General features: G+C 70.3%; 19 protein-coding genes. 3 read left to right on the forward strand and 16 right to left on the reverse strand.

Annotated elements, in window-relative coordinates:
- From manD to GPA03_RS19245, 12 genes are all read right to left on the reverse strand, one after another.
- Complete coding sequence (gene manD, locus GPA03_RS19190) at positions 1-1,209, reverse strand: D-mannonate dehydratase ManD (RefSeq protein WP_156253672.1); 1,209 nt, start codon at positions 1,207-1,209, stop codon at positions 1-3.
- A complete protein-coding gene (locus GPA03_RS19195; RefSeq protein ID WP_156253673.1) occupies positions 1,206-2,621 on the reverse strand; it encodes a sulfatase family protein in 1,416 nt (471 codons plus the stop codon). The genes manD and GPA03_RS19195 overlap by 4 nt, the downstream gene beginning before the upstream one ends.
- Positions 2,621-3,139, reverse strand: coding sequence for an SGNH/GDSL hydrolase family protein (locus GPA03_RS19200; RefSeq protein ID WP_156253674.1), 519 nt, complete (start codon positions 3,137-3,139; stop codon positions 2,621-2,623). The genes GPA03_RS19195 and GPA03_RS19200 overlap by 1 nt, the downstream gene beginning before the upstream one ends.
- The gene (locus tag GPA03_RS19205) at positions 3,136-5,124 is read right to left on the reverse strand and encodes a hypothetical protein (RefSeq protein ID WP_156253675.1); all 1,989 of its coding nucleotides are present in this window, start codon (positions 5,122-5,124) and stop codon (positions 3,136-3,138) included. The genes GPA03_RS19200 and GPA03_RS19205 overlap by 4 nt, the downstream gene beginning before the upstream one ends.
- Before the next feature lie 28 nt (positions 5,125-5,152).
- The gene (locus tag GPA03_RS19210) at positions 5,153-6,064 is read right to left on the reverse strand and encodes an NAD-dependent epimerase/dehydratase family protein (protein WP_156253676.1); all 912 of its coding nucleotides are present in this window, start codon (positions 6,062-6,064) and stop codon (positions 5,153-5,155) included.
- Positions 6,061-7,368: a sulfatase family protein gene (locus GPA03_RS19215; RefSeq protein ID WP_156253677.1), complete on the reverse strand. Its 1,308-nt coding sequence runs from the start codon at positions 7,366-7,368 to the stop codon at positions 6,061-6,063. The genes GPA03_RS19210 and GPA03_RS19215 overlap by 4 nt, the downstream gene beginning before the upstream one ends.
- Positions 7,365-8,603 (reverse strand): trehalase family glycosidase, encoded by a 1,239-nt coding sequence (locus tag GPA03_RS19220; RefSeq protein WP_156253678.1) that lies wholly within the window; start codon positions 8,601-8,603, stop codon positions 7,365-7,367. Before GPA03_RS19220 ends, GPA03_RS19215 begins: the two co-directional genes overlap by 4 nt.
- Positions 8,600-10,123 (reverse strand): sulfatase family protein, encoded by a 1,524-nt coding sequence (locus GPA03_RS19225; RefSeq protein WP_156253679.1) that lies wholly within the window; start codon positions 10,121-10,123, stop codon positions 8,600-8,602. Before GPA03_RS19225 ends, GPA03_RS19220 begins: the two co-directional genes overlap by 4 nt.
- Entirely contained in the window at positions 10,120-11,037 is a 918-nt protein-coding gene (locus tag GPA03_RS19230) for a carbohydrate ABC transporter permease (RefSeq protein ID WP_206673651.1), read from the reverse strand. The genes GPA03_RS19225 and GPA03_RS19230 overlap by 4 nt, the downstream gene beginning before the upstream one ends.
- Positions 11,034-12,023, reverse strand: a complete 990-nt coding sequence (locus GPA03_RS19235; protein ID WP_156253680.1) for a carbohydrate ABC transporter permease — start codon at positions 12,021-12,023, stop codon at positions 11,034-11,036. Before GPA03_RS19235 ends, GPA03_RS19230 begins: the two co-directional genes overlap by 4 nt.
- Positions 12,024-12,026: 3 nt before the next feature.
- Complete coding sequence (locus GPA03_RS19240; protein WP_162458437.1) at positions 12,027-13,526, reverse strand: ABC transporter substrate-binding protein; 1,500 nt, start codon at positions 13,524-13,526, stop codon at positions 12,027-12,029.
- A gap of 239 nt (positions 13,527-13,765) precedes the next feature.
- On the reverse strand, positions 13,766-14,197 hold the full coding sequence (locus tag GPA03_RS19245; protein WP_156253682.1) for a hypothetical protein: 432 nt from the start codon (positions 14,195-14,197) through the stop codon (positions 13,766-13,768).
- Positions 14,198-14,316: 119 nt separating this feature from the next.
- Between GPA03_RS19245 and GPA03_RS19250 the strand changes: the two genes are divergently transcribed.
- The gene (locus GPA03_RS19250; protein ID WP_156253683.1) at positions 14,317-15,282 is read left to right on the forward strand and encodes a hypothetical protein; all 966 of its coding nucleotides are present in this window, start codon (positions 14,317-14,319) and stop codon (positions 15,280-15,282) included.
- Here the strand turns inward: GPA03_RS19250 and GPA03_RS19255 are convergent.
- Genes GPA03_RS19255 through GPA03_RS19270 form a run of 4 tightly spaced genes read right to left on the reverse strand, consistent with a single transcriptional unit; the run spans position 15,279 to position 18,470 of the window.
- On the reverse strand, positions 15,279-15,671 hold the full coding sequence (locus GPA03_RS19255) for a flagellar assembly protein FliW (protein WP_156253684.1): 393 nt from the start codon (positions 15,669-15,671) through the stop codon (positions 15,279-15,281). The genes GPA03_RS19250 and GPA03_RS19255 overlap by 4 nt on opposite strands.
- On the reverse strand, positions 15,668-16,549 hold the full coding sequence (flgL, locus tag GPA03_RS19260) for a flagellar hook-associated protein FlgL (RefSeq protein WP_156253685.1): 882 nt from the start codon (positions 16,547-16,549) through the stop codon (positions 15,668-15,670). The genes GPA03_RS19255 and flgL overlap by 4 nt, the downstream gene beginning before the upstream one ends.
- 4 nt (positions 16,550-16,553) lie before the next feature.
- A complete protein-coding gene (gene flgK, locus GPA03_RS19265) occupies positions 16,554-17,978 on the reverse strand; it encodes a flagellar hook-associated protein FlgK (protein WP_156253686.1) in 1,425 nt (474 codons plus the stop codon).
- A 6-nt stretch (positions 17,979-17,984) separates the two neighbouring features.
- Entirely contained in the window at positions 17,985-18,470 is a 486-nt protein-coding gene (locus tag GPA03_RS19270; RefSeq protein WP_156253687.1) for a flagellar protein FlgN, read from the reverse strand.
- Between the two features lie 144 nt (positions 18,471-18,614).
- Between GPA03_RS19270 and GPA03_RS19275 the strand changes: the two genes are divergently transcribed.
- Entirely contained in the window at positions 18,615-19,412 is a 798-nt protein-coding gene (locus tag GPA03_RS19275) for a sigma-70 family RNA polymerase sigma factor (protein ID WP_156253688.1), read from the forward strand.
- Between the two features lie 98 nt (positions 19,413-19,510).
- Positions 19,511-20,371, forward strand: a complete 861-nt coding sequence (locus tag GPA03_RS19280) for a flagellin N-terminal helical domain-containing protein (RefSeq protein WP_156253689.1) — start codon at positions 19,511-19,513, stop codon at positions 20,369-20,371.
- Positions 20,372-20,399: the final 28 nt, after the last annotated feature.

A 20,399-nucleotide genomic window follows, 5' to 3' on the forward strand; every position in this document is an offset into this window, starting at 1 on the left:
TCACCAGTTCGTCATCGTGCCGTCGCGCAGCCGCGCCACCGGCAGGTAGCTCCGCCGGTACTCGTACCCGGCGGCCAGCGCTTCGTCGATATCGACGCCGAGGCCGGGCGCCTCGCCGGGGTCCAGCAGTCCGTCGCTGAAGGTGTACGCGTGCGGGAACACCTCGTCGGTCTGCGGCGTGTGCAGCGCCCGTTCCTGGATGCCGACGTTGTGCGCGGAGATCCCGAAGTGCAGCGCCGCGGCGAGCGTGATCGGTGACATGTCAGCCGCACCGTGACAGCCGGTCCGCACCTGGTACGGCTCGGCGAACGCGGCGATCTTCCGCAACCCCGTGATGCCGCCGCAGTGCACGGCGGCCACGCGGATGTAGTCGATCAGCTGCTCCCGGATCAGCACCTCGCACTCGCTGAGGTGATTGATCACCTCGCCGACGGCGAGTGGCGTGGTCGTGTGCTGCCGGACGGTGCGAAAAGCGGTCTGGATGTCTGCCTGCACCGCATCCTCCATCCAGAACAACCGGTAGGGCTCGAGGTCGCGTCCTAGCCTCGCCGCCTCGATCGGCGTCAGCCGGTGGTGCACGTCGTGCAGCAGGTGCACCTCCCCGCCCACGGCTTCGCGTGCCGCCTCGAACAGCATCGGCGCGATGCGCAGGTACGCCTCGGTGTCCCAGCTTTCCGAGTACGGCCGCTCGTGCGGCGTCCCAGGCTGCTCGGACAGATCGCGCTCCACGCCGTAGACGGTGCGCAACCCGGGGATGCCGCACTGCAGCCGCACCGCGCGATAGCCCGCCTCCAGCTTCGTGTGCAACATCTCGACGGCGTCCTCGATCGTGTCGCCGTGGGCGTGTGAGTAACACATCAACCCCTTACGGGACCGGCCCCCGAGGAGCTCGTACACCGGCACCCCGAGCGCTTTGCCCTTGATGTCCCAGAGGGCCATGTCAACCGCTGACTGCGCGGTCGTCTGCACCGGACCTCGGCGCCAGTAAGACCCACGGCCCAGGAGCTGCCAGGTGTCCTCGATCGCGAAGGCATCCCGCCCGGTCAGCATGGGAACCACGTACTCGCTCAGATATGTGGCAACGGCCAGCTCGCGACCGACAAGGGTCGCATCGCCGACGCCGTGGATCCCTTCGTCGGTCTCCACCTTGAGGGTCACGAAGTTCGCCCCCGGGCCGGTGACGATCACGCGCGCGTCGACGACCTTCATGCCAGCCGCCCCGGGTCGGCGACATCGCCCACCGTCGCCATCAGCTCCTCGAGCTGAGCGTGCAGCTGGTCCCGGATATCCCGGTAATCCGGGTCGTCGTATCGGCTGCGCAGCTCCTGCGGGTCCTCGACGAGGTCGAACAGCTCCCATCCCTCCGGGTAGCTGGCCTCGGAGGTGCCCGGGAGCCCGAAGCCCTGCGGCAGGTATCGGATCAGCTTGTGGGTGGCGGTGCGGATGCCGTAGTGAGCCCACACGCCGTGCTGCGCGTCGTCGTGCTCCCAGTAGCGGTAGTAGACGGCGTCTCGCCAGCCGCCCGGCATCTCGCCGTCGAGCAGCGGCACGATGCTCCGCCCCTGCACGCCGTCGGGAGGCTCCACACCTGCGAGGTCGCAGATGGTCTGGCAGAAGTCCACGTTGCTGACCAGCCCGGTCTGCACCGATCCCTCCTGGACCGCACGCGGGTAGGAGATGAGCAGCGGCATCCGCAGTGACTCCTCGTACATGAAGCGCTTGTCGTACCAGCCGTGGTCACCGAGGAAGAAGCCCTGGTCGGAGGTGTAGACGACGACCGTGTCCTCGCCGATACCCTCCTCCTGCAGCCGGTCCAGCAGCCGCCCGACCCCCTCGTCCACGGCTGCGACGCAGCGCAGGTAGTCCTGCATGTACCTGCGGTACCGCCACGACGCAGACTCACGGTCGCTCAACCCGGCGGGTTCCTCCTCCTTCAGATCCACGTGCCGCAGGTCGCGCGCCACCCGCATCCGGGCAGCCTCCGCCGCACCCGTCCGCCCCGAGTAGTCGTCCCAGAACGTCTCAGGCTCGGGGATCTCGACGTCGGAGTAGAGGTCCGCATGGCGCGCCGCCGGCACGAACGGCCGGTGGGGTGCCTTGTGGTGGACGAGCAGGCAGAACGGCCGGTCCGTGTCGCGGCGGTCCAGCCACTCGAGCGCCATGTCGGTGATGACGTCGGTGACGTACCCCTCGCGCGTCACCTCACCGCCCGGCTCGTGGAACACCGGGTCGTCGTACAGACCCTGCTCGTGCAGCACCGACCAGTCGTCGAAGCCCACCGGGTCGTGCCCGTCCCCGTGCCCCAGGTGCCACTTCCCGAACACCGCCGTCTGGTACCCGGCCTGCTGGAGCAGCGGTGGAAAGGTGGGCTGTGAGGAGTCGAACTCCGTGCTGAGCGTGCGCACCCCGTTGACGTGGTTGTACGTGCCGGTGAGGATCGACGCCCGGCTCGGCGCGCACAACGCATTGGCGCAGAAGCAGCTGTCGAACCGCATCCCGCCCGCGGCGATTCGGTCGATGCTCGGCGTGCTCGCGACGGCGCTGCCGTAGGCCCCGATCGCGTGTGCCGCGTGGTCGTCGGACATCACGAACACGATGTTGGGTCTGGTCGGGGTGCTCATCACGCTTCCTTCGCTGCTGACAGGTACGGGGTCATCCGCTCGGCGATGCGGGCGTAGCCGACCTCGCTCGGGTGGATCCGGTCGTGCATGACGCCCGGCTCGGTCGGGTCGAAGATCGCCGGGCCTGGCACGAGCTCGAGCTGGGTGGCGCCGTCGGCCCGCAGGATCTGCACCGACGGCTCGACGGCGTCGCGCACCTCGCCCAGGGTCAGGCCGTGCAGGTTGGTCTCGTCGGCTGAGCGCAGCGTGGGCAGCGGGCTGATCACCTGCACCGGCACGTCGGGGTGCCCGTCGCAGACCGTGGCCAGAAAGCCGAGGACCGCGGGCCGCAGGCTGCGCCTGGAGTGCGTCGCCGCGCCGTGCACGTTGATGCCGAGGCACAGCGTGACGAGGTCGGCGGCGTCGAAGCAGTCCCGGCGCGCGGGTGGCAGCCGCCACGGGGTGATGGTGCCGCCGAGGTCCACGACCTCGACGGCACCACGCCACGCGACCTCGCTGCGGAGGTCGAGCGATCTCACAGACGATCCACCAGCACCTCTGCTGCCAGCCAACCGCTCTGCTCATGCTTGATCTGGACATCGACGAGCACGGTGCGGGTGTAGACCTGCGCCTGCCCCTCGAGCGGGGTCGTCTCGACCCCTGGCCCGACCGGCACGGTCGCACCGTCCGTGCGGACCTGCCGCGGAGGTGTCGTCACGTTCAGGCGCTGGCCCTCGATCTCGAGCCGGGCCACCGTCGGTCGAGACTCGCCGGTGCTGTCCACGGTCACCGTCACCGTCACCTCAGCACCCTGCGTCGCGGAGGCCGGTGCGCTCACCTCGATCCGGGAACCGGCGCCGATGTCGCTGACATCGCCCTCGACGTAGATCGGCTCCTGGCCGATCGTGAGGTAGACCCGGCCGCCGTCAGGCGTGAGGGCCCGCGAGTCGCCGTCGATCCGTGTCGCCGTCACGTCGTCGGCCACGCTCAGCGTGACGTCCTGAGGACCGTCGGGCGACCAGAGCACCCGGACCTGCTCGCCGTCCGCCCGGGTGAACACATAGCTGCGGACGCCGTCGGGAGCCTCCTCCCGACCGCTCGCTGCCGCGCCGGAGAGCAGCCGCGTCATGGTGGCGTACGCGGTGAACGCCTCCTTCGGTGCGTTGCTGCCGAGCGGATCGCCCTCGTTGCGTAGCAGCCCCCAGTTCGCGCCCGGCCCGGCGGGCAGGGTGCGGTCGTTGCGAAGCGAGTACCAGTACATCCGGTCCACGCCCGCGGACAGCGCCAGCACGTGCGAGCGCACCAGGTAGTCGGCCTGGACCGCCTCGCTGACCCCGCGCGGGGCCTCGTAGGAGCCCCAGCCGATCTCCGTGAACCACAGCGGCTTCGACTCGCCGCCGTTGTGCTCGCGCACGAGCGCATCGAGGTCCGCGATCCTGGCCTCCAGGCCGACACCCTCGAAGTTCGGGTTGCCGTAACCCGACTCGGGCGACGCCGGGAACCCGTACGGGTGGACCGACACGGCGTCGAGGTAGTCGAGAGCGCCGTAGGAGAACAGCTCGTCGAGCCAGGCGTAGGGGATCGTCACCCCGGCGGGGCCCACGATCGTGGCCTCCGGGTGCGTCTCCTTGACCACCTCGTAGGTGACCTTGAGCATCTCGTAGTAGCAGCGCGCGTCGGCCTTGCACGGGCCCCGGTTCCAGGGCGCCTCCCTGCCGTTGTACTCGTTCCAGATCTCGACGGCGTCGACCTGGCCCTCGTAGCGCGTCAGCACCTCACGGGCGTAGGCGGCGTAGGCCGCGATGCCCTCCTCGGTGTACGGCGCAGCACCCACGCCCTGGGCGTCGACGTCGTACAGCTTGTTGCCGTAGGAGAGGATCACCAGCGTCGGGGCGTCCATCTCGGCCGTCGCCGCGATGTAGGTGTCGTACCATTCCGGCCCGCCCTCGTACCGAGCCTCCTCCGGCTCGAACTGGTTCCAGGCGATGGTGTCGCGCACGCCGCCGGTGCCACTCAGCTCCAGCGCGGCGTTGAGCTCCTGCCCGTAGCGGGAGGTCCCCATCGGGTCGTAGGTCTCGGTGACGGGGTTCCAGGTCGGTACGCTCCCGGGCGCCTCGGCGGGCAGACCGAACTTGGTGTTCAGGCCGAACCGCACGTCCCGGTCGCCGTCGAAGGAGGTCACGACGGCGAACGGCGTCGAGTCGCTCGCGCCCGCCTCGTCGGTGACGATCAGGGTGTACTGCCCGATCGGCAGCCCGGGCACGGTCAGCGGGCTCGCACCGGCCTCCAGCTCGCCCTCGGCGAGCGGCCGGCCCTGGTCGTCGATCACCAGCCAGGTCGCGGGCGCGCCGGTCGTCACGGCGAACGACGCCGTGGAGGTGTCGACGAAGATGCTGCCGAACGTGGTCTGGGCGATGTCGGGTGGGTCTGCGGCACTCGCGGGCGAGGCCGCGAGCAGCGGGACGGCGAGGGCAAGAGCGGCGGGGACCGCTGCGAGCCGGCCACGACGACGTGGCTTCAGCATGATCTTTCCTCTCCTCTTCTCCGGCGCCTCACGACCGGGTGGTCGCGGGCACGACGCCGGAGCGATCGTGGGTGCGCCAGCCGTGCTCGGCCGTGAAGCCCAGCAGGGACGCGGCGCGGTGGCAGTCGAGCACGGTCGAGAACCCCTCGAGCGGGGCACGCACGGGGACCTCGGGCAGGTAGCGGGCGAGCAGCTCCGGCGTCGGGATCTCGCTGACCGTGTCCGGGGCTGCCACGGTCACGACGTGCGCCCCCGAGGTCGACGCCTCGAGCGCGAGCCGGAACGCCCGCGCCGCATCGGCGGTGTGGAGCCAGCCCCACAGGTCGCCGCGCAGGGCGCCTGGATCCGCGGCGGCCTCCGCGAGCCTGCGGTCCAGTCGCTGCCCGTGGCCGACGAACGGGAGCCGGAGCGCGATCACGTCCATGCCCCAGCGCCGCTGCATCATGTGCGCGGTGGCCTCGTCGGTCACCTTCGACAGCGCGTAGGCGTCCTCGGCGTAGGTGGGGTGCGTCTCGTCGACCGGCACGAACTCCGGCCGCAGGTCCGCCCGCCCGAACGCGAACCCGAGCGCGGAGATGCTGGACGCGATCACGGCGCGCCGCAGGCCGGCACGGCCCGCTGCCTCGAGGACCGCGTACGTCGCCGCGGTGTTGTTGGGGAACACGCGGTCCTGCGGGCGCACCCCCGGCGAGGGCATCGCCGCCAGGTGCACGACGCCGACGTCGCCGCCGCCCGCGAGCCGGTGCGCGATCTCGCACGCCTGCGACACCACGGAGATGTCGGTGGCGTCGCCGAGCACGGTGGGCTGCGCCACCTCCTCCGTGGCCACCTCGTCCTCGGGCCGGAGCAGGCGAACCACGCGCCGGCCGCTGGCCTCGAGCTCGCCGACCACGACCCGGCCGAGCATCCCGGCCGCGCCGGTCACCACGACCGCGCTCACGTGTCGACCTCCTCGGGCGAGGTCCGGTCGGCGTGCACGTACGGGAAGCCGGCCGGCTGGGCGATCGGGCCGGACAGGATCGGGTCGTCGGTGCGCTGCATCCAGTCGTCGAGGAGCGCTCGCATCTGGCTCAGTACGTCGTGCAGCGCCGGGTCCTGGGCGAGGTTGCGCCGCTCGCCGGGGTCGAGCACGAGGTCGAACAGCTCCTCCTCGGCGACCGTGCGGTCACGCCACCCGGCCTCGACCCACACATCCTTGCTCGGGCTGTCGTCGGTGTTGGGCAGCACCGGTGACCTACGCTCCCCGAACCGTCTCGTGTACCGCCACCGGCGGGTCCGCGCCGAGCGCGCCGGCTCGTAGGCGACGTGATAGGTCATCTCGGCGAACACCGCCTCGTTGACCTCGGCGCCGTCGCGCAAAGCCGGGAGCACGCTGCGGCCCTGCACCCACGGCGGCACGTCGATGCCGATCAGCTCGCACAGCGTCGGAACCACGTCGATCTGGGAGACGAGCGCGTCGCACACCCTGCCGGGCGGCAGACCGGGACCTTGCAGCAGCATCATGACACCGGTGCCGAGATCGGTCAGCGTCGCCTTCATGCCGGGTAGCGCGACGCCGTGGTCGGTCGTGACCAGCACGATCGTGCTCTCCCGGAGACCGTGCGCGTCCAGCGCGTCGAGCACCCGCCCGAGCGCCGTGTCGAACGCCTCCGCCGCGGCGTGGAAGCTCGCCACGTCCGCTCGCACCTGGGGCGTGTCGGGGAGCGTCGGCGGCGGCGCGACGTAGCGGTCGTCGCGTGCGGGGTAGCCGAACGTAGCGCCGTCGGTGGGGAGGATATGCGTCTCGACGAAACCGACCGACAGGAAGAAGGGCTGCTCGTGGGTTCCTCCGAGGAAGTCGACGGCGGCGTCGGCGATGTGGTGGGCGAGCCGCCCGGAGGTGCGCAGGTGCTCGTGGTACCCGATCACGTCACCCTCGTCGGGGCCAGGCGCCACATGCTGCACACCGACCATCGCGGACCGGTAGCCGGCCTCGTGGAGCGGGTGCACCAGGTGCTGGCGGTAGTCCTTCAGACTCCAGCCCATGTGGGCCAGCCCGAGCATGCCTGCGGAGTGCGGGGCCTGCCCGGTGAGCAGACCGGCGCGACTCGGCGAGCACGTCGGAGCGGCGGAGAACGCCTGTCGGAAGAGCACCGACTCCTCCGCGAGCTGTTGCAGCCGTGGCGTTGGAACCGCGTGACCGTAGGGGCTGACCATGCGGCCGGTGTCATGGGTGTGCAGGTAGATGATGTTCGGGCGGTTCATGGCGCCGCCACCTTCCTCTCGGTGTAGGCGAGGCGACCCAGCACGGCGGCCGAGGCGGCCGCCCAGCCGTGCATCGGGACGACCGGATATCGCTCGACGGGCAGGTCGACACCGCCGCCGACGACGTCGTAGCGCTCCCAGAGCTCACCGGTCTCGGCGTGCACGCGCACCTGCAGGTCGGTGAAGTCACGTGCGATCTCGGTGGCCAGCTGGTGGTACCCGTACCGCTGCAGACCCTCGACGACGACCATCTGCATCGGCGGCCAGCCCGAGGGGTGGGCCCACTGCAGCACCGGGAGGTCCTGGTGCGGGCTCGGCGCAGACCGGTCCGTGAAGGTCAGCCCGCCGGCGCCGCGGAAGGCCGGCAGCGCCGCGACCAGCGCCTGCGCCTGCTCGGGTGAGGCGATGCCCGCCCACATCGTCCAGTACGCGGCGAGCGACCGGACCGGGATCTGGTGACCGGCCACGACGTCGTGCTCGAAGAAGAACAAGCTCTCGCCATCCCAGCACAGGCGCGTGATCGCCGCGGACCGGGCCTCGCGCACCGCGCGCCAGTGCTCTGCTGCCGGGGTGCTCCCGAGCCGCTCGTGCAGGTCGGCGATCACCTCGGCGGTCCTGGCGAGCGCGCAGTTGAGCACCAGCGGGACGCAGCGGCGGGCGTCACCGCCGAAGATCGGCGTGAAGTCGAGCCCGGTCTCGGCCTCGGAGGCGAGCTCGGCGCGCAGCCTGGGGTCGCCCAGGTCGACCGCACGGGTGAGACCGCTCGCGGTCACGTGGTGGTCGGCGCCCCAGTAGCCGTCGTGCTCACGCGCGAGCAGGGCGGCACCGCGGCCGATCAGGGTGGTGACCTCGGCGTCGTCCTCGTTGACGGCAGGATGCGCCAGGTAGGCCGCGATGCTGGCGGCCAGCACCGGCGGCTGTCCGCGCGTGAGGTAGTAGCTCCGGTTGCCGTTGAGCACCCGGCCGTACCGCTCGATCATGTGGAGCTGGTTCTGCAGGTGTCCGAGTACGAGATCGGTGCGGTCGTGCGCCAGCAACCCGAGATTGATGAAGTGGGTGTCCCAGCCGTACATCTCGGCGAAGTGCTCGGTGTGCGCGCCGCCTGCGGTCGTGTACGCACACGGCAACCAGAGCAGGGTCTCGTCGGCAGCGACCTCTGCGTCGCCGGCCCGGGCACGGTCGAGGTCCCAGAAGCCGCGGATCCGGTCGTCCAGCAGGTGCCACGGCGCCGTCATCCGACCGTCACCGCCCGGGGGCGCGCTGCGGGCTGGTCGTAGCGCGCCATCACCGCTGCGGCGCTCTCGGCGATCAGCGCTTCCGTCATCGCCAACCGACGCCGCAGGTGCCCCGGGTCGTCGAAGAGGTTGTGCTGCTCGTGCGGGTCGTTCACGAGGTCGAACAGCTCTCCGTATGCCTGGTCGCAGAAGATCGTCAGGCGCCACCCATCCGCAGTGATCAGGGTGCGAACCTGGTCTCGCTCCGGTGCGACGTAGGAGGTGTTCGTCTCCACGACCAACCGCTCTCGAGCGGTCGGATCGAGGAGCTCGGCCGTCCGCCGGGGCAGGGCCGAGCCCTCTCCGAGGCCCGCGTCGATGCCCGCTGCCTCCAGGATGGTCGGGCGCAGGTCGAGGTGGCTGGTCAGGGTCCCGACGACCGCTCCGACGGTGGTCTCAGCGCCTGCGACGATCATCGGGCACCGGATGGCCTTGTCGTAGTGCCACGGCCCCTTCATGAGCAGCCCGTGGTCGCCGATGAGGTCGCCGTGATCGGTCGTGAAGAGCACCAGGGTCTCCCGGCCCGACTCCTCGACGGCCTGCAGGATCCTGCCGATCTGGTCGTCGACGAACGCTGCGGACGCGTAGAAGGCGGCTCGCAGCCTGGCCCAGGTCTCGTCGTCGAAGGTGTCGAGCTCGAACTTCGAGTCCTGGAACGCGCCGTACTCCCACGCCGCCCCAGCGCGCGCCCACTCCTGCGGGACCGGCGCCGGCATCGCGCGCCAGTCGAACCGCGCCGCCCAGCTCGGCGGCGGGTCGTAGGGGTCGTGCGGGTCCACGAAGGAGACGTAGTGGAAGGCGGGCGTCGTCGGCGCGGCCTCGCAGGCGCGGATGTCCGCGATCGTGCGGTCCGCTATCCAGGTCGACTGGTGCACCTCCTCCGGGAGCGGCGAGGGGTGCGCGATCCGCCGGTGCGGCGGGCGCGTCAGCGGCTCCACGTGCCGTGCGCGGGCAGCGGCCCACTCCGGCCGGGCGTCCCGCCCGTCCGGAGGCAACGAGGCGAGGTACGGCGTCGGCCACGCCGTGGCGAAGGCGGCCTCGTAGTGCTGCGGGTGTTCGGCCGCCACCCAGTCCAGCCACGGGCCGTGCCGGGTGTCCTCGGTCACCTGGACGTCGTCGAAGCCCAGGTGGTCGAGGTCGCTCGGCGGGTAGTTCGTGTGCGGCGTGAAGTGGAACTTGCCCACGCCCGCGGTCCGGTAGCCGGCCTCGCGCAGCTCCTGGGTGAAGAACGGGATGTCTGCTCGTGGCTCGATGTCGTTGGCGACCACCCCGGTGACCGAGGGCGAGCGCCCGGTGAGCATCGCGTTGCGCGACGGGCCGCAGATGGGGGTCGGGGTGTAGTGCCGGTCGTACCGGACGCCCCGGGCGGCGAGCGCGTCGAGGTGCGGGGTGACGCCGTCGACGTCGCAGCCGTAGGCGCCCACGCTTGCGGCGCCCCATTGGTCGGCGAGGATCAGCAGGATGTCTGGTTGCTGGGTCATCCCTTGATCGACCCCGCGATGCCGTCCACGAAGTACTTCTGCAACCACAGGAACACCGCGATCACCGGCACGACCGCGATCACCGAGGCCGCGGCGAGCCCGCCCCAGTCGATCGAGTTCTCGCCGAAGAAGGCGTAGATCCCGACACCCAGCGTGCGCAGCTCCGGCGCACTGAGAGTGAACACCAGCGGGACGAGGAACGCGTTCCACGCGCCGATGAACGAGAAGATCGCCACGGTCGCGGTCACCGGGCGCGCCATCGGGAACATGACGGACCAGAACGTGCGCACGTAGCCGGCGCCGTCGACCGTGGCCGCCTCCTGCAGGTCCCGCGGGATCGAGGCGAAGTACCCGATGTACAGCAGGATCGGCATGATGTGGGCCGGCCCCGCCTCGGCGAGGATCACGGCCCAGAGCGAGTTGTTGATGCCGAGCGAGTCGATCAGCAGGAACACCGGGATGATCGTGAAGCCCTTGGGCAGGAACATCGTGACGATCAGCGTCCCGATGATGATCTTCTTCCCCGGCATGTTCCCGCGGCCCAGGGCGTAGCCCGCGAGCGCGGAGATCGCGATGGTGAGGATCACGACCGCGATCGTGACGATCACGGTGTTCGTGGTGTAGGTCTCGAACCTCGCCTGCTCCCACGCGCGCTCGAAGTTGCTGAAAGTCAGCTCGTCCGGGATCAGGCTGGCGCCGCCGAGCAGCGTCTCCGCCTGCGGCCGGATGCTCGAGACCATCGACCAGGCGTACGGGTAGACCCAGAGGAAGACCAGCGGCAGCAGGATCGCGTGGGTCACGGCTCGGCCGGCTCGACCCATCGAGCGCTGGCGGCGCAGGCCGCCACCGCGGCGGGGCGGCCGGGCCGCCGTCGGGGTGGTGTCAGCACTGGTGCGGGTGAGCGTCGCGGTCATCGCGCCGCCTCCAGCCCTGCGGCACGTCGCCGAGCGCGGCGCACCACGAGGATCTGGACGAGCGTGATGACCATGACCACCATCCCGAAGAGCAGGGCCGCCGCGGAGGCGAAGCCGAAGCGCGGTATGAACTGGGTGGGTGCGAACGCGTACCTGAAGATGTAGGTCTGCACGATGTCGCTGGCACCGTTCGGTCCGCCGGCGGTCATCGTCTGCACGATGTCGAAGGCATTGAAGCTGGTGATGAACGTCAGCAGCAGGATGATGGCCGCGAAAGGCGCGAGCAACGGCACCGTGATGGAGCGGAACATCCGCCACTTGCCGGCACCGTCGATCTTCGCCGCCTCGTAGAGCTCGGCCGGGATGGTCTGCAGCGCGGCGAGCCAGTAGATCATCGTGATGCCGAGGCCACGCCAGGTCTCGACGGCGATGACCGTCGCCAGGGCGGTCGTCGAGTCGCCGAGGAAGTTCACCGGGTCCAGCCCGAGCTGCGTCAGCACCACGTTGATGGGACCGCGGTTCGTGTCCAGCAGCACGGAGAAGACCAGTCCAACCACCGCCGTCGTGCTCACGACGGGGATGAAGATCAGCACCCGATAGACGTTGCGGCCGAACAGCCGCGGGTTGTTGAGCAGCAGCGCGAACAGCAGCGCCAGCGGCGCCTGCACGAACAAGGAGGCGGCAGCGAACCAGAACGTGTTGCCGAACGCGCGCCAGAAGGCGGGGTCACCCGCCGCTTCGCGGTAGTTGTCCAGACCGATGAAGTCCTCGAGCGGGCCGAAGCCGTCCCAGTCGAAGAACCCGTAGGCCCAGCTCGCCACGATCGGCCAGATGGTGAACATGACCAGCAGCACGACCATGGGCGCCACGAAGACGTAGTTCCACCGGTGCTTCTTGATCTGCGACCAGAGGCCGTCCTTGCCGCTCCGAGACGGTCCTGGGTCGCGCTGCTGCAGGGCCGCGTCCGGGTTCGCGATGACTGCCATGCGTCAGCCTGCGTACCCCTCGAGCGGGTCCCAGTCGGGGAACGCCAGATCGGCGCGGTCCACGTCGAGACCGTCGGCCTGGAGCTTCGTCACGGTCTCGTCGATGACCGTGTCGAAGGCCGCGTCGAACTCGGCCGCCGGGCCCGCGTAGTCCGCACCCTCGGTGATCGACCGGGTGTAGAGCTCCGTGGCGTTCGGGGTGGGGGCCGCACCGGTGGCAGCCGAGAGCAGCTGATCGGCGTCCAGGCCGTTCTCGAGCACGTTGGGCGCCGTGCGGATGGACTCGTCCATGATCTCCAGCAGCCGCTGGGTGTCCTCGGAGATCTCGACGCCGTCGAGCGCGTCCGTGAGCGCGGGGATCAGCGCCAGCGCCGAGTACGCGGCGCTCTGGAACTCGGGGGTGCTCATGAAGTCCATCAGGGCCCACGCAGCCTCGGGCGCCTGCGCCGTCTTGGCCATGCCCCAGTACGGCTGGTTCAGCCCGGTGACCCGCTGGTACCCACCGCGACCAGAGTCCGGGACCGGGATGATCGCCATGTCGAACTCGAGATCGGGGTTGGTCTCCCGGATCCGGGCCGCGTGAAAGTTGGCTCCCACGTACATGCCGAGGGTGCCGAGAGCGAACTCCTGGATCGGTCGCTGGGCGTCCCAAGACTCGAAGCCGGGCGTGATGTAGCCGTCGGCGTTGAGGCCACTGATCAGGTCGACGACGCTCACGTAGCTCTCGTGCGAAGCGCCTGCTGTGCCGTTGGTGTAGTTGATGGGTGCGATGCCGGCCATGCCGGGCCCGGCGACGTTCTGCATGGCGTCGACCGTCACCACGGTGTTCTGCCCGGAGATGCCGAAGCCGTACGCACCGTCGGCCGAGCCGGTGATCGCCGCTGCGGCCTCCCGCAGCTCGCCCCAGCTCGCAGGGGGCGCGTCGAACCCGGCGTCCGCGAGCAGCTGGCGGTTGCAGTAGAGGATCCGGAGCTGGGTGTAGCGCATCGACTCGAACGGCAGGCCGTAGACGTCCTCGCCGACGTACAGGCCGCTGATCGCAGGGTTGTCCCAGGTGCCGGGCTCGAAGGCGCGAGCCTTGAACTCGTCGGTGATGAACGGCGTCAGCGGCTGCAGCCAGTCGTTGCGGTAGGAGTTGACCATGTTCGTGGCCGGCGACGGTCCCGTGAGCCGGTACACGTCGGGCCCCTCACCCGAGGTGAACGCCAGGTTGATCGCGTTGGCGTACTCGGGCGGCGGGTAGAAGAGCAGCTCAACCTCGACATCGGGGTAGGACTGGTTGAAGATCCCAACCTGCTCGGTGAGGAACGCCTCGTAGTCCGGGTTCGGCGCCCCGAGAGCGAGCCGGACCGATCCCGCAGCTGACGACCCCGAGGTCGATCCGCCAGCCGTGGGCTCGTTGTCGGGACGTTCACGGCCGCACGCCGCCAGGGCAGTCGCGGTTGTCGCCGCCCCAAGCAGACCGAGCGCACGGCGGCGGGTGACTGGGTGGTTCTGGATCATGACTTCTCTCCTTCGAGACATCGACCGGCCCCAGTAGATCGCATCCCTAGGTCGAAAGTCAACCGGTTTCCTCCAACCCTGTGGCAGAGCCACACTCACTGCTCGTGAACGTTGTGAAAACAACGAAAGCGCTCCACGAAGTGCGCGCGCAACCGCTTAGCCGCGACTGCGCCACGATTCGTGTCGCGGGCCGCCGCCCGAGGCGCAGGGTCAGGGACTGTCAGCAGCGGCCTGCGGGTCTACGCCCAGCAGACGTCGCGGTTCTGCCGGACCGCTGCCTCGGCGACGTCGAGCAGCTGGACCAGCCGGTCGTCCGTGTCGGCGAGCGCGAGGGCGAGCAGCAGCGCCCCCTTGAACGCGGTGGCGTTCATGCTGCCGGTACTTGTATCGCGCTCTGCGGGCGAGACACCGATGGCCGCGAGGATGGCGGCTGCGCTGCTCGCGGGCATCGTGACCACGGTCGCGAGGTCGGGGTGCACGTAGGCCACCTCGCGAGCGGGACCTGCTGTGCGGCACCCGCTCTCGGTGCACGCGGCCCTGTGCACGACACTGATCAGGTTCGCCTCGCGATAGCTCACGGGGTTCCCGTTGAGGCGGCCCTCGGCTCCGCACACCAGGTGCCAGCCGGCCACATCCGCGTCCTGGGCGGCGAGGCTGAAGGCGACGCTCATGCTGGCCTCCCCGCTGCCGACGTGTCTCGGCCCAGGATACGACCGGGGCTCGTGTCGCGTCGGTGGCGAAAGCGTGGAACGATCGAGAGCGTCGCCAACGCTCCCACCACCCGACAGGTATGCGCTTCACGATCCAGGGCCGCTCGCACCACATCGACGCCGACCAGGTCCGCGCTGTGCTGACCGGCCGCCGACCCGAGCCGGTCCAGGCTCACTGGGTCGCCGTGCTCGGCCACCGCTGGCCGGTCAAGCAGGCTCTCGAGCTCTGTCTCGGCATCTATCGAGCCGAGTTCACCAGCGACACCGCTCGACGCATCTTCCAGCGGCTCGGCTTCGAGGTCTCACCCCCTCGGCAACGGCACGTGCCTCCGCTGCGGCATCCACCCGCGGCACCGACACAGCCGCAGGGCCTGGGCGCCGACACACCCGCCGACGACCCCGCCTACGCCGCGTGGCGGCAGATCGCGAACTTCCTCGTCAGCAGCTCCCCGACGCAAGCCATCCGCGACGTGCAGGAGGGCCTGCGCGGTGCCACCGGCGCCTCGCTCGGCGAGCTCCCCCCTGCCGACGTCGGCGAGGCGACGATCGGATGGACGGCGCTCCTGCACCAACGCGCTGATCGCGTGCACCTCCTCAACAACATCACCGCCGTCGTCCACATCGTGCGAACCGTGCTGGGACCGGACGAGAAGATCCTCGGTACGCCCAACATCTCGGGCAGACGGACCCACGGGGTGGACCTCGACACCACGCATCGGCACGCCCAGTTCGTGCTCGGCCGGCACTCGCCGGCCAACACGGTGCGACAACGGGCCGCTGCCGCCAGCCTCGTCCACCTCGTGCTGACGCCGCCGGTGACGAAGGTCAAGCAGCTCTGGGTCTCCGACCCCGCCCTGCTGACGTTCCTGCAGACCACGGACAAGACGATGCGGTGGGGGCTGTCACGGTCGGCGGAGGCGATCCGTGAGCGGTTCGAGGACACCCACGAGACCCTCGACCAGACGATCCGGTCGTTCCTGGCGCGCACCGACATCGAGCTGTGCGACATCGCCGACGTGCTCCCGCACCCTCAGTCGATCATCTAGACCGCGTAGGGCAACGGTTCGCCGAGGGGATGGCGCAACGGCCACCGCTCCTGGCCGAGGATCAGCTGCGACGCCCTCGCCGCGGTGCGGTGCAGCAGCACCGGAGCCATCAGGTTCACCGTCAGACCACCGTCGCCGGCCGGGTTCGCCACGACGAGCAGCTGCAGCTCCTCGGGTCGCTCCGCGCCCACGCGCGCACGATCCTGCGCCGACAGGCTCGGGGTGTAGTCGGCGAGATGCACCCCGGCGTCCACCAGGAACAGCCGCACCCCGGCACGCTCCAGCGAGGTGAGGGAGAGCAGCCCGTCAGCACCGTCGACCGGAGACAGGTCGAAGCTGACCAGGCCACCCAGACCCGGCATCGGCTCGACGAAGGTCACGGCGCTCATCGGATGAAGTCCATCAGAGAGCTCTGCAGAACGCGAGAGGTGACGCCGAGTGCCGACTGGTAGGCGACCTCCTGCGACTTGAGGTCGATGAGCATCCTCGCCAGGTCCACGTCCTCCACCTCGCTCAGGCTCCCCTCCAGTCGGCCCATCCGTTGCTCGCCCGCCACCTTCGCGGCCTCCAGCCTGTTGTACCTCACACCGACCTGGGACAGCTGACCCAGCATCGCTTCGCGGCGGTCGTCGATCGCGTTGATCGAGCCGGCGACGTCGGCGCCCGCGCGCAGGTCGGCTGCCAGCGTCTCCAGGACCGCGAACGCCGAGCCCGGCCCGGAACCGAACACCGCTGCGCCGTCGACATCGACGCGGATCTGCTCCCCGGGGCCGACGAGCCGCAGCACGCTGCTGCCAGGGATCCCCTGGGACACGCCGTCCTGATCGAACGCGATCCCGCCGTCGGAGGTGCCCGCGAACACCGAGCGCCCGTTGTAGGAGGCGTTCGCCTCCGTCAGCAACGCCTCGCGGATACCGTCGATCTCCTCGGCCAGCGCCTCGCGCGCCTGCGGGGATGCCGTCCCGGTCGCGCCTTGCAGCGCGAGGTCGCGCGCGCGCAGGAGCAGGTCCACCGAGGTCTGGACAGCGGAATCGGCGACCGTCAGCCAGCCCAGACCGTCCGTGGTGTTGCGTGCGTGCTGCTCGGACGCCCGGTGCTCGGACCGGAGTCGCAGCGAGTCGCCGGTGCCGACCGGGTCGTCGGAGGGCCGCAGGATGCGCGACTGCGTGGATGCCCGTTCCGTGAGGTCGTGCATGCGCTGCAGGTTCGACTGCAGGTTCGCACTCGCGGTGCGGGCCATCATCCCGCTGGTGACACGGCTGATCATGTCCTCACCGCCCGACGACGCCGGTGCGGTTGATCAGCACGTCCAGCATCTCGTCGATCGCGGTCATGACACGAGCGGCGCCCTCATAGGCGCGTTGGTAGGTCAGCATGGTCATCGTCTCCTCGTCCAGGTCGACACCCGCAGAGCTGAGCTGAAGGTCCTCGGCGCTCCGGGCGGACAAGCCCGCGAGCGCGGCCCGGTCGGCCGCGGTCCGTGCCGTCACGCCGGTGGTCGTCACGAACGAGGTCCAGCGGGCGGCGGGCGAGTCGGCCGCTGCACCGATGCTGCCGATCGCGTTCGCGACGGACCCGTCCAGGGCGCCGGCACCCGGTGCGCCGGTGGCCAGCCCACCCGCGGTGGCGAGCACCCGCAGTCCAGCCCCGGCAGAGACCCCCGGGGCAAGCTCGAAGAAGTTCCCTGCCGGCGTGCCCGAGGTGGTCACGCCGCCGCTGTGGACGGCGTTGACCGTGTCGGCCAGATCGGTCGCGATGGCGTCGTAGGTGGCGGCGGCCTCCGCGAGCGCACCGCCCGTTCCCGTCGGCTGGGCGGGAGCCAGCAACGACAGCTGGGCTGCGACCTCGCCGCCCCCGACACCGGCGGACCGACCGGGGCGGTGCGCCCACTCCACCCGCACCGGGTCGGTGCCGGCATCCTGCAGGCGTGCGCCACCGGCCACCTGGAGCGTGCTCGACGCGGTCCCCTGCACGAGCGGGTTGCCGCCGATGAGGACGTCGATGGTGCCGTCGTCGCGGTGGCGGACCTCCGCGCCGGTGAGAGCCGCCAGTGTGGCGGCGATGCCGGCACGCTGGTCGATCAGCTCGTTCACCGACCCACCTGCGGCCGCGCCGCTCCGGATCCGGGCATTGAGGTCGGCCACCTGGGCGGCGGCCGAGCCCACGTCGGCGACGAGTCCGTCGAGCTCCGCCCGAGCCTTCGCCCACTGGTCCACGACGTCCTGATGGCCGGTCGTGATCGCCGCCGCGACGGCATCGGCGCCCTCGAGGACGACGGCCTCGGCGGCCGGGTCGCGGGGGCGGTTCGCCAGGTCCTCCCAGCCCGCCCAGAACGCGTCGAGCTTGGCGGACAGACCACGCTCGCCCGGCTCGCGCAGTGACGTCTCGAGCGCCGTCAGGGCTGAGGAGCGGACCGCTGCGAAGCCATAGGAGGACGCCGTGGCGCGGACCCTGTTGTCGAGGTAGACATCCCCGAGCCGGGAGATGGCGTCCACGCTCACGCCGCGCCCGGGGGTCACCTGAGTCGTCGTGAACAGGCTCGCGCCCGCCGTCCCCGGCAGCGGCGACAGCTCCACGCGCTGCCGGGTGTACCCGGGGGTGTTGAGGTTGGCGATGTTCTGGCCGACGACGTCCAGGCCACGCCGTTGCGCGGCGACGCCGAGATAGGCGGTCTGCAGTCCAGCGAAGCTGCTCATCGGATCTCAGAGCTCCCTGTCGACGAGCTGGGCCGCCGGCGCACGGGGGGCGGTGGACGCGCCGCGGGCGTCGTAGGTGCCGCCCGAGGCGTCCAGGCCGGCCAGCGTCTCCTGCGTGGCGCGCAGACCTTCCCGCAAGAACGTCCCGTTCGCGTCCCGGACGGTCCGGATCTGGGTGGTCAGCGCCGTCAGCGCCTCCAGGTGCCCCCGGAGCACCTCGTCCCAGGGTGGCGGCGCGTGGGGGATGAGGTCCCGCAGAGTGGTCGCGTCGGCTGCGTCCCAGTCAGCCGCCACCTGCGCCGCCTGCACATCCCGCAGGAGCTCGACGTCGTATAGACGTGTGACTACCTCTTCAACCTCGCGTGTGGCATGTGAGAGCCACGCGGTGCGCCCTGAGGTCAGGAGGAGCTGCTCCTCGGTCAGCTTGAACACCAACAGCTCCAACAATTGTCGTTGGCGCCAGATGATGGTCGACAGCTCCTGCACTCCCATCGCTTTCCCACTCCCCATCCGGGTGTCCTCCCTGCTCACCTCACACTGTCGGCACGGTTCGCTCTTGTGTTAGGTCTAGGCGATCGTCTATACATTGCTCGAGCAGTGCATCGCTGGCCACATATCGTCTCGGGGGAGATAAACGTGGATCGTGCAACACGCAACGCCATCGTCGAGGAGAACCTCCCGTTGGTGGGCTACCTCGTCTCGGACGCCATCCGCAGAGCGACTCACCTCAGCCGTGAGGACCTGGTCTCCGTCGGGACGCTGGCTCTCATCTCCGCCGTCGAGGCGTTCAACCCCGACCTCGGGGTCCCGTTCGGCGCCTACGCACGCCAGCGGATCGTGGGAGCGCTGCTGGACGACATGCGAGCCTCCGACTGGGCCACCCGGGGCGTGCGCAGCCGGATCCGCCAGACCACCGCCGCACAGGACGCACTCGCCATGGATCTGGGCCGCACCCCGAGCCGCGCGGAGCTGGCCGCAGCGCTCGACGTCGACGCTGCCACGGTCGACGCCACGCTCGCCGAGGCGGCACGCAGCGTGCAGCCGCTCGACGACCTGCTGACCGACACCCTCGCCGATGGCTCGAGCTCCCCCCAGGAGCAGGTCCTGACCCGGGAGCAGTCCGAGTACGTCCGCGCGGGTGTCCGGCTGCTCCCGGAACGGATGCGTTACATCACCGAGCAGATCTACTTCCATGACCGCTCGGTCAACGACCTCGCCGCCGAGCTCGGGATCTCCCACTCCGCCGTCTCCCAGCAGCGTTCGGAGGCGGTCCAGATGCTCCGGCAGGCGATGGCGGTCCACTACGGCGACCAGCTCCCCACCGAGGCGCACGCCGCACCCGGGTCCGCGCGTCGGCGCGCATTCATGACCGAGTTCGCCGCGCTCACCGCCGGCGGGTTCACCCGCCCGGACACGGTGGTCGCAGCCTCCTGAGAGGGCACCTAACATCCGGGCCGTCGTCGCCGACAGGTACCGGTGAGCGGCCCACGGACGGGCCGTGACAGCACAAGCCCACTCACGGAGGAAAGATCATGGGTTTCGCCATCAACACGAACGTGTCGGCCAACAACACCTACCGGCAGCTCTCCATCACCCAGGACCAGCAGGCCAAGAGCCTGGAGAAGCTCTCCTCGGGCCTGCGCATCAACCGCGCGGGTGACGACGCGGCCGGCCTGTCGATCGCCGAGGGCCTCAAGGCCCAGGTGAACGGCTACAACGTCGCGGCGCGCAACGCGCAGGACGGCATCAGCGTCGCGCAGACGGCCGAGGGTGCTCTCGGCGAGGTGCAGTCGATCCTGCAGCGCATGCGTGACCTCGCGGTGCAGGGTGCGAACGACACCAACAACGCCGAGTCCCGCGCGGCGATCAAGGCCGAGGCCGACCAGCTCGGCAACGAGCTCTGGCGCATCCAGGAGTCGACCAACTTCAACGGCATCAACCTGCTCCAGGGCGGCACCGCGCTGAGCATCCAGGTCGGTGCGGACGGTGACGCCGCCCCGGGTGGCGCCAACACCATCAGCATCAACCTGGGGGATGTGGCCACCGCTGCGGGCACCCTCGCGTCCACCGACGGTGCCGACGGTGCCGCCGCGTTCGACGTGACGGATGCCACCACCGCAGCCACCACGATCGAGGCCATCGACACCGCACTGGTGGCGGTGTCCGAGCAGCGCTCCGACCTCGGCGCGGTGCAGAACCGCCTCGAGTACGCGGTGAAGAACATCAACGTCTCGATCGAGAACCTGACCGCGTCGGAGTCGCGCATCCGCGACGTCGACATGGCGGCGGAGATGGTGAAGTTCACCCGCTCGCAGGTGCTGTCGCAGGCGGGTACGGCCATGCTCGCCCAGGCCAACCAGTCCGGCCAGGGCGTGCTGCAGCTGCTGCGCTGATCGTGACGAGCGGCCGCCAGGCCGCACA

Origin of the sequence: Pseudactinotalea terrae, from assembly GCF_009733845.1 — a bacterium.
Lineage (GTDB): Bacteria > Actinomycetota > Actinomycetes > Actinomycetales > Beutenbergiaceae > Pseudactinotalea > Pseudactinotalea terrae.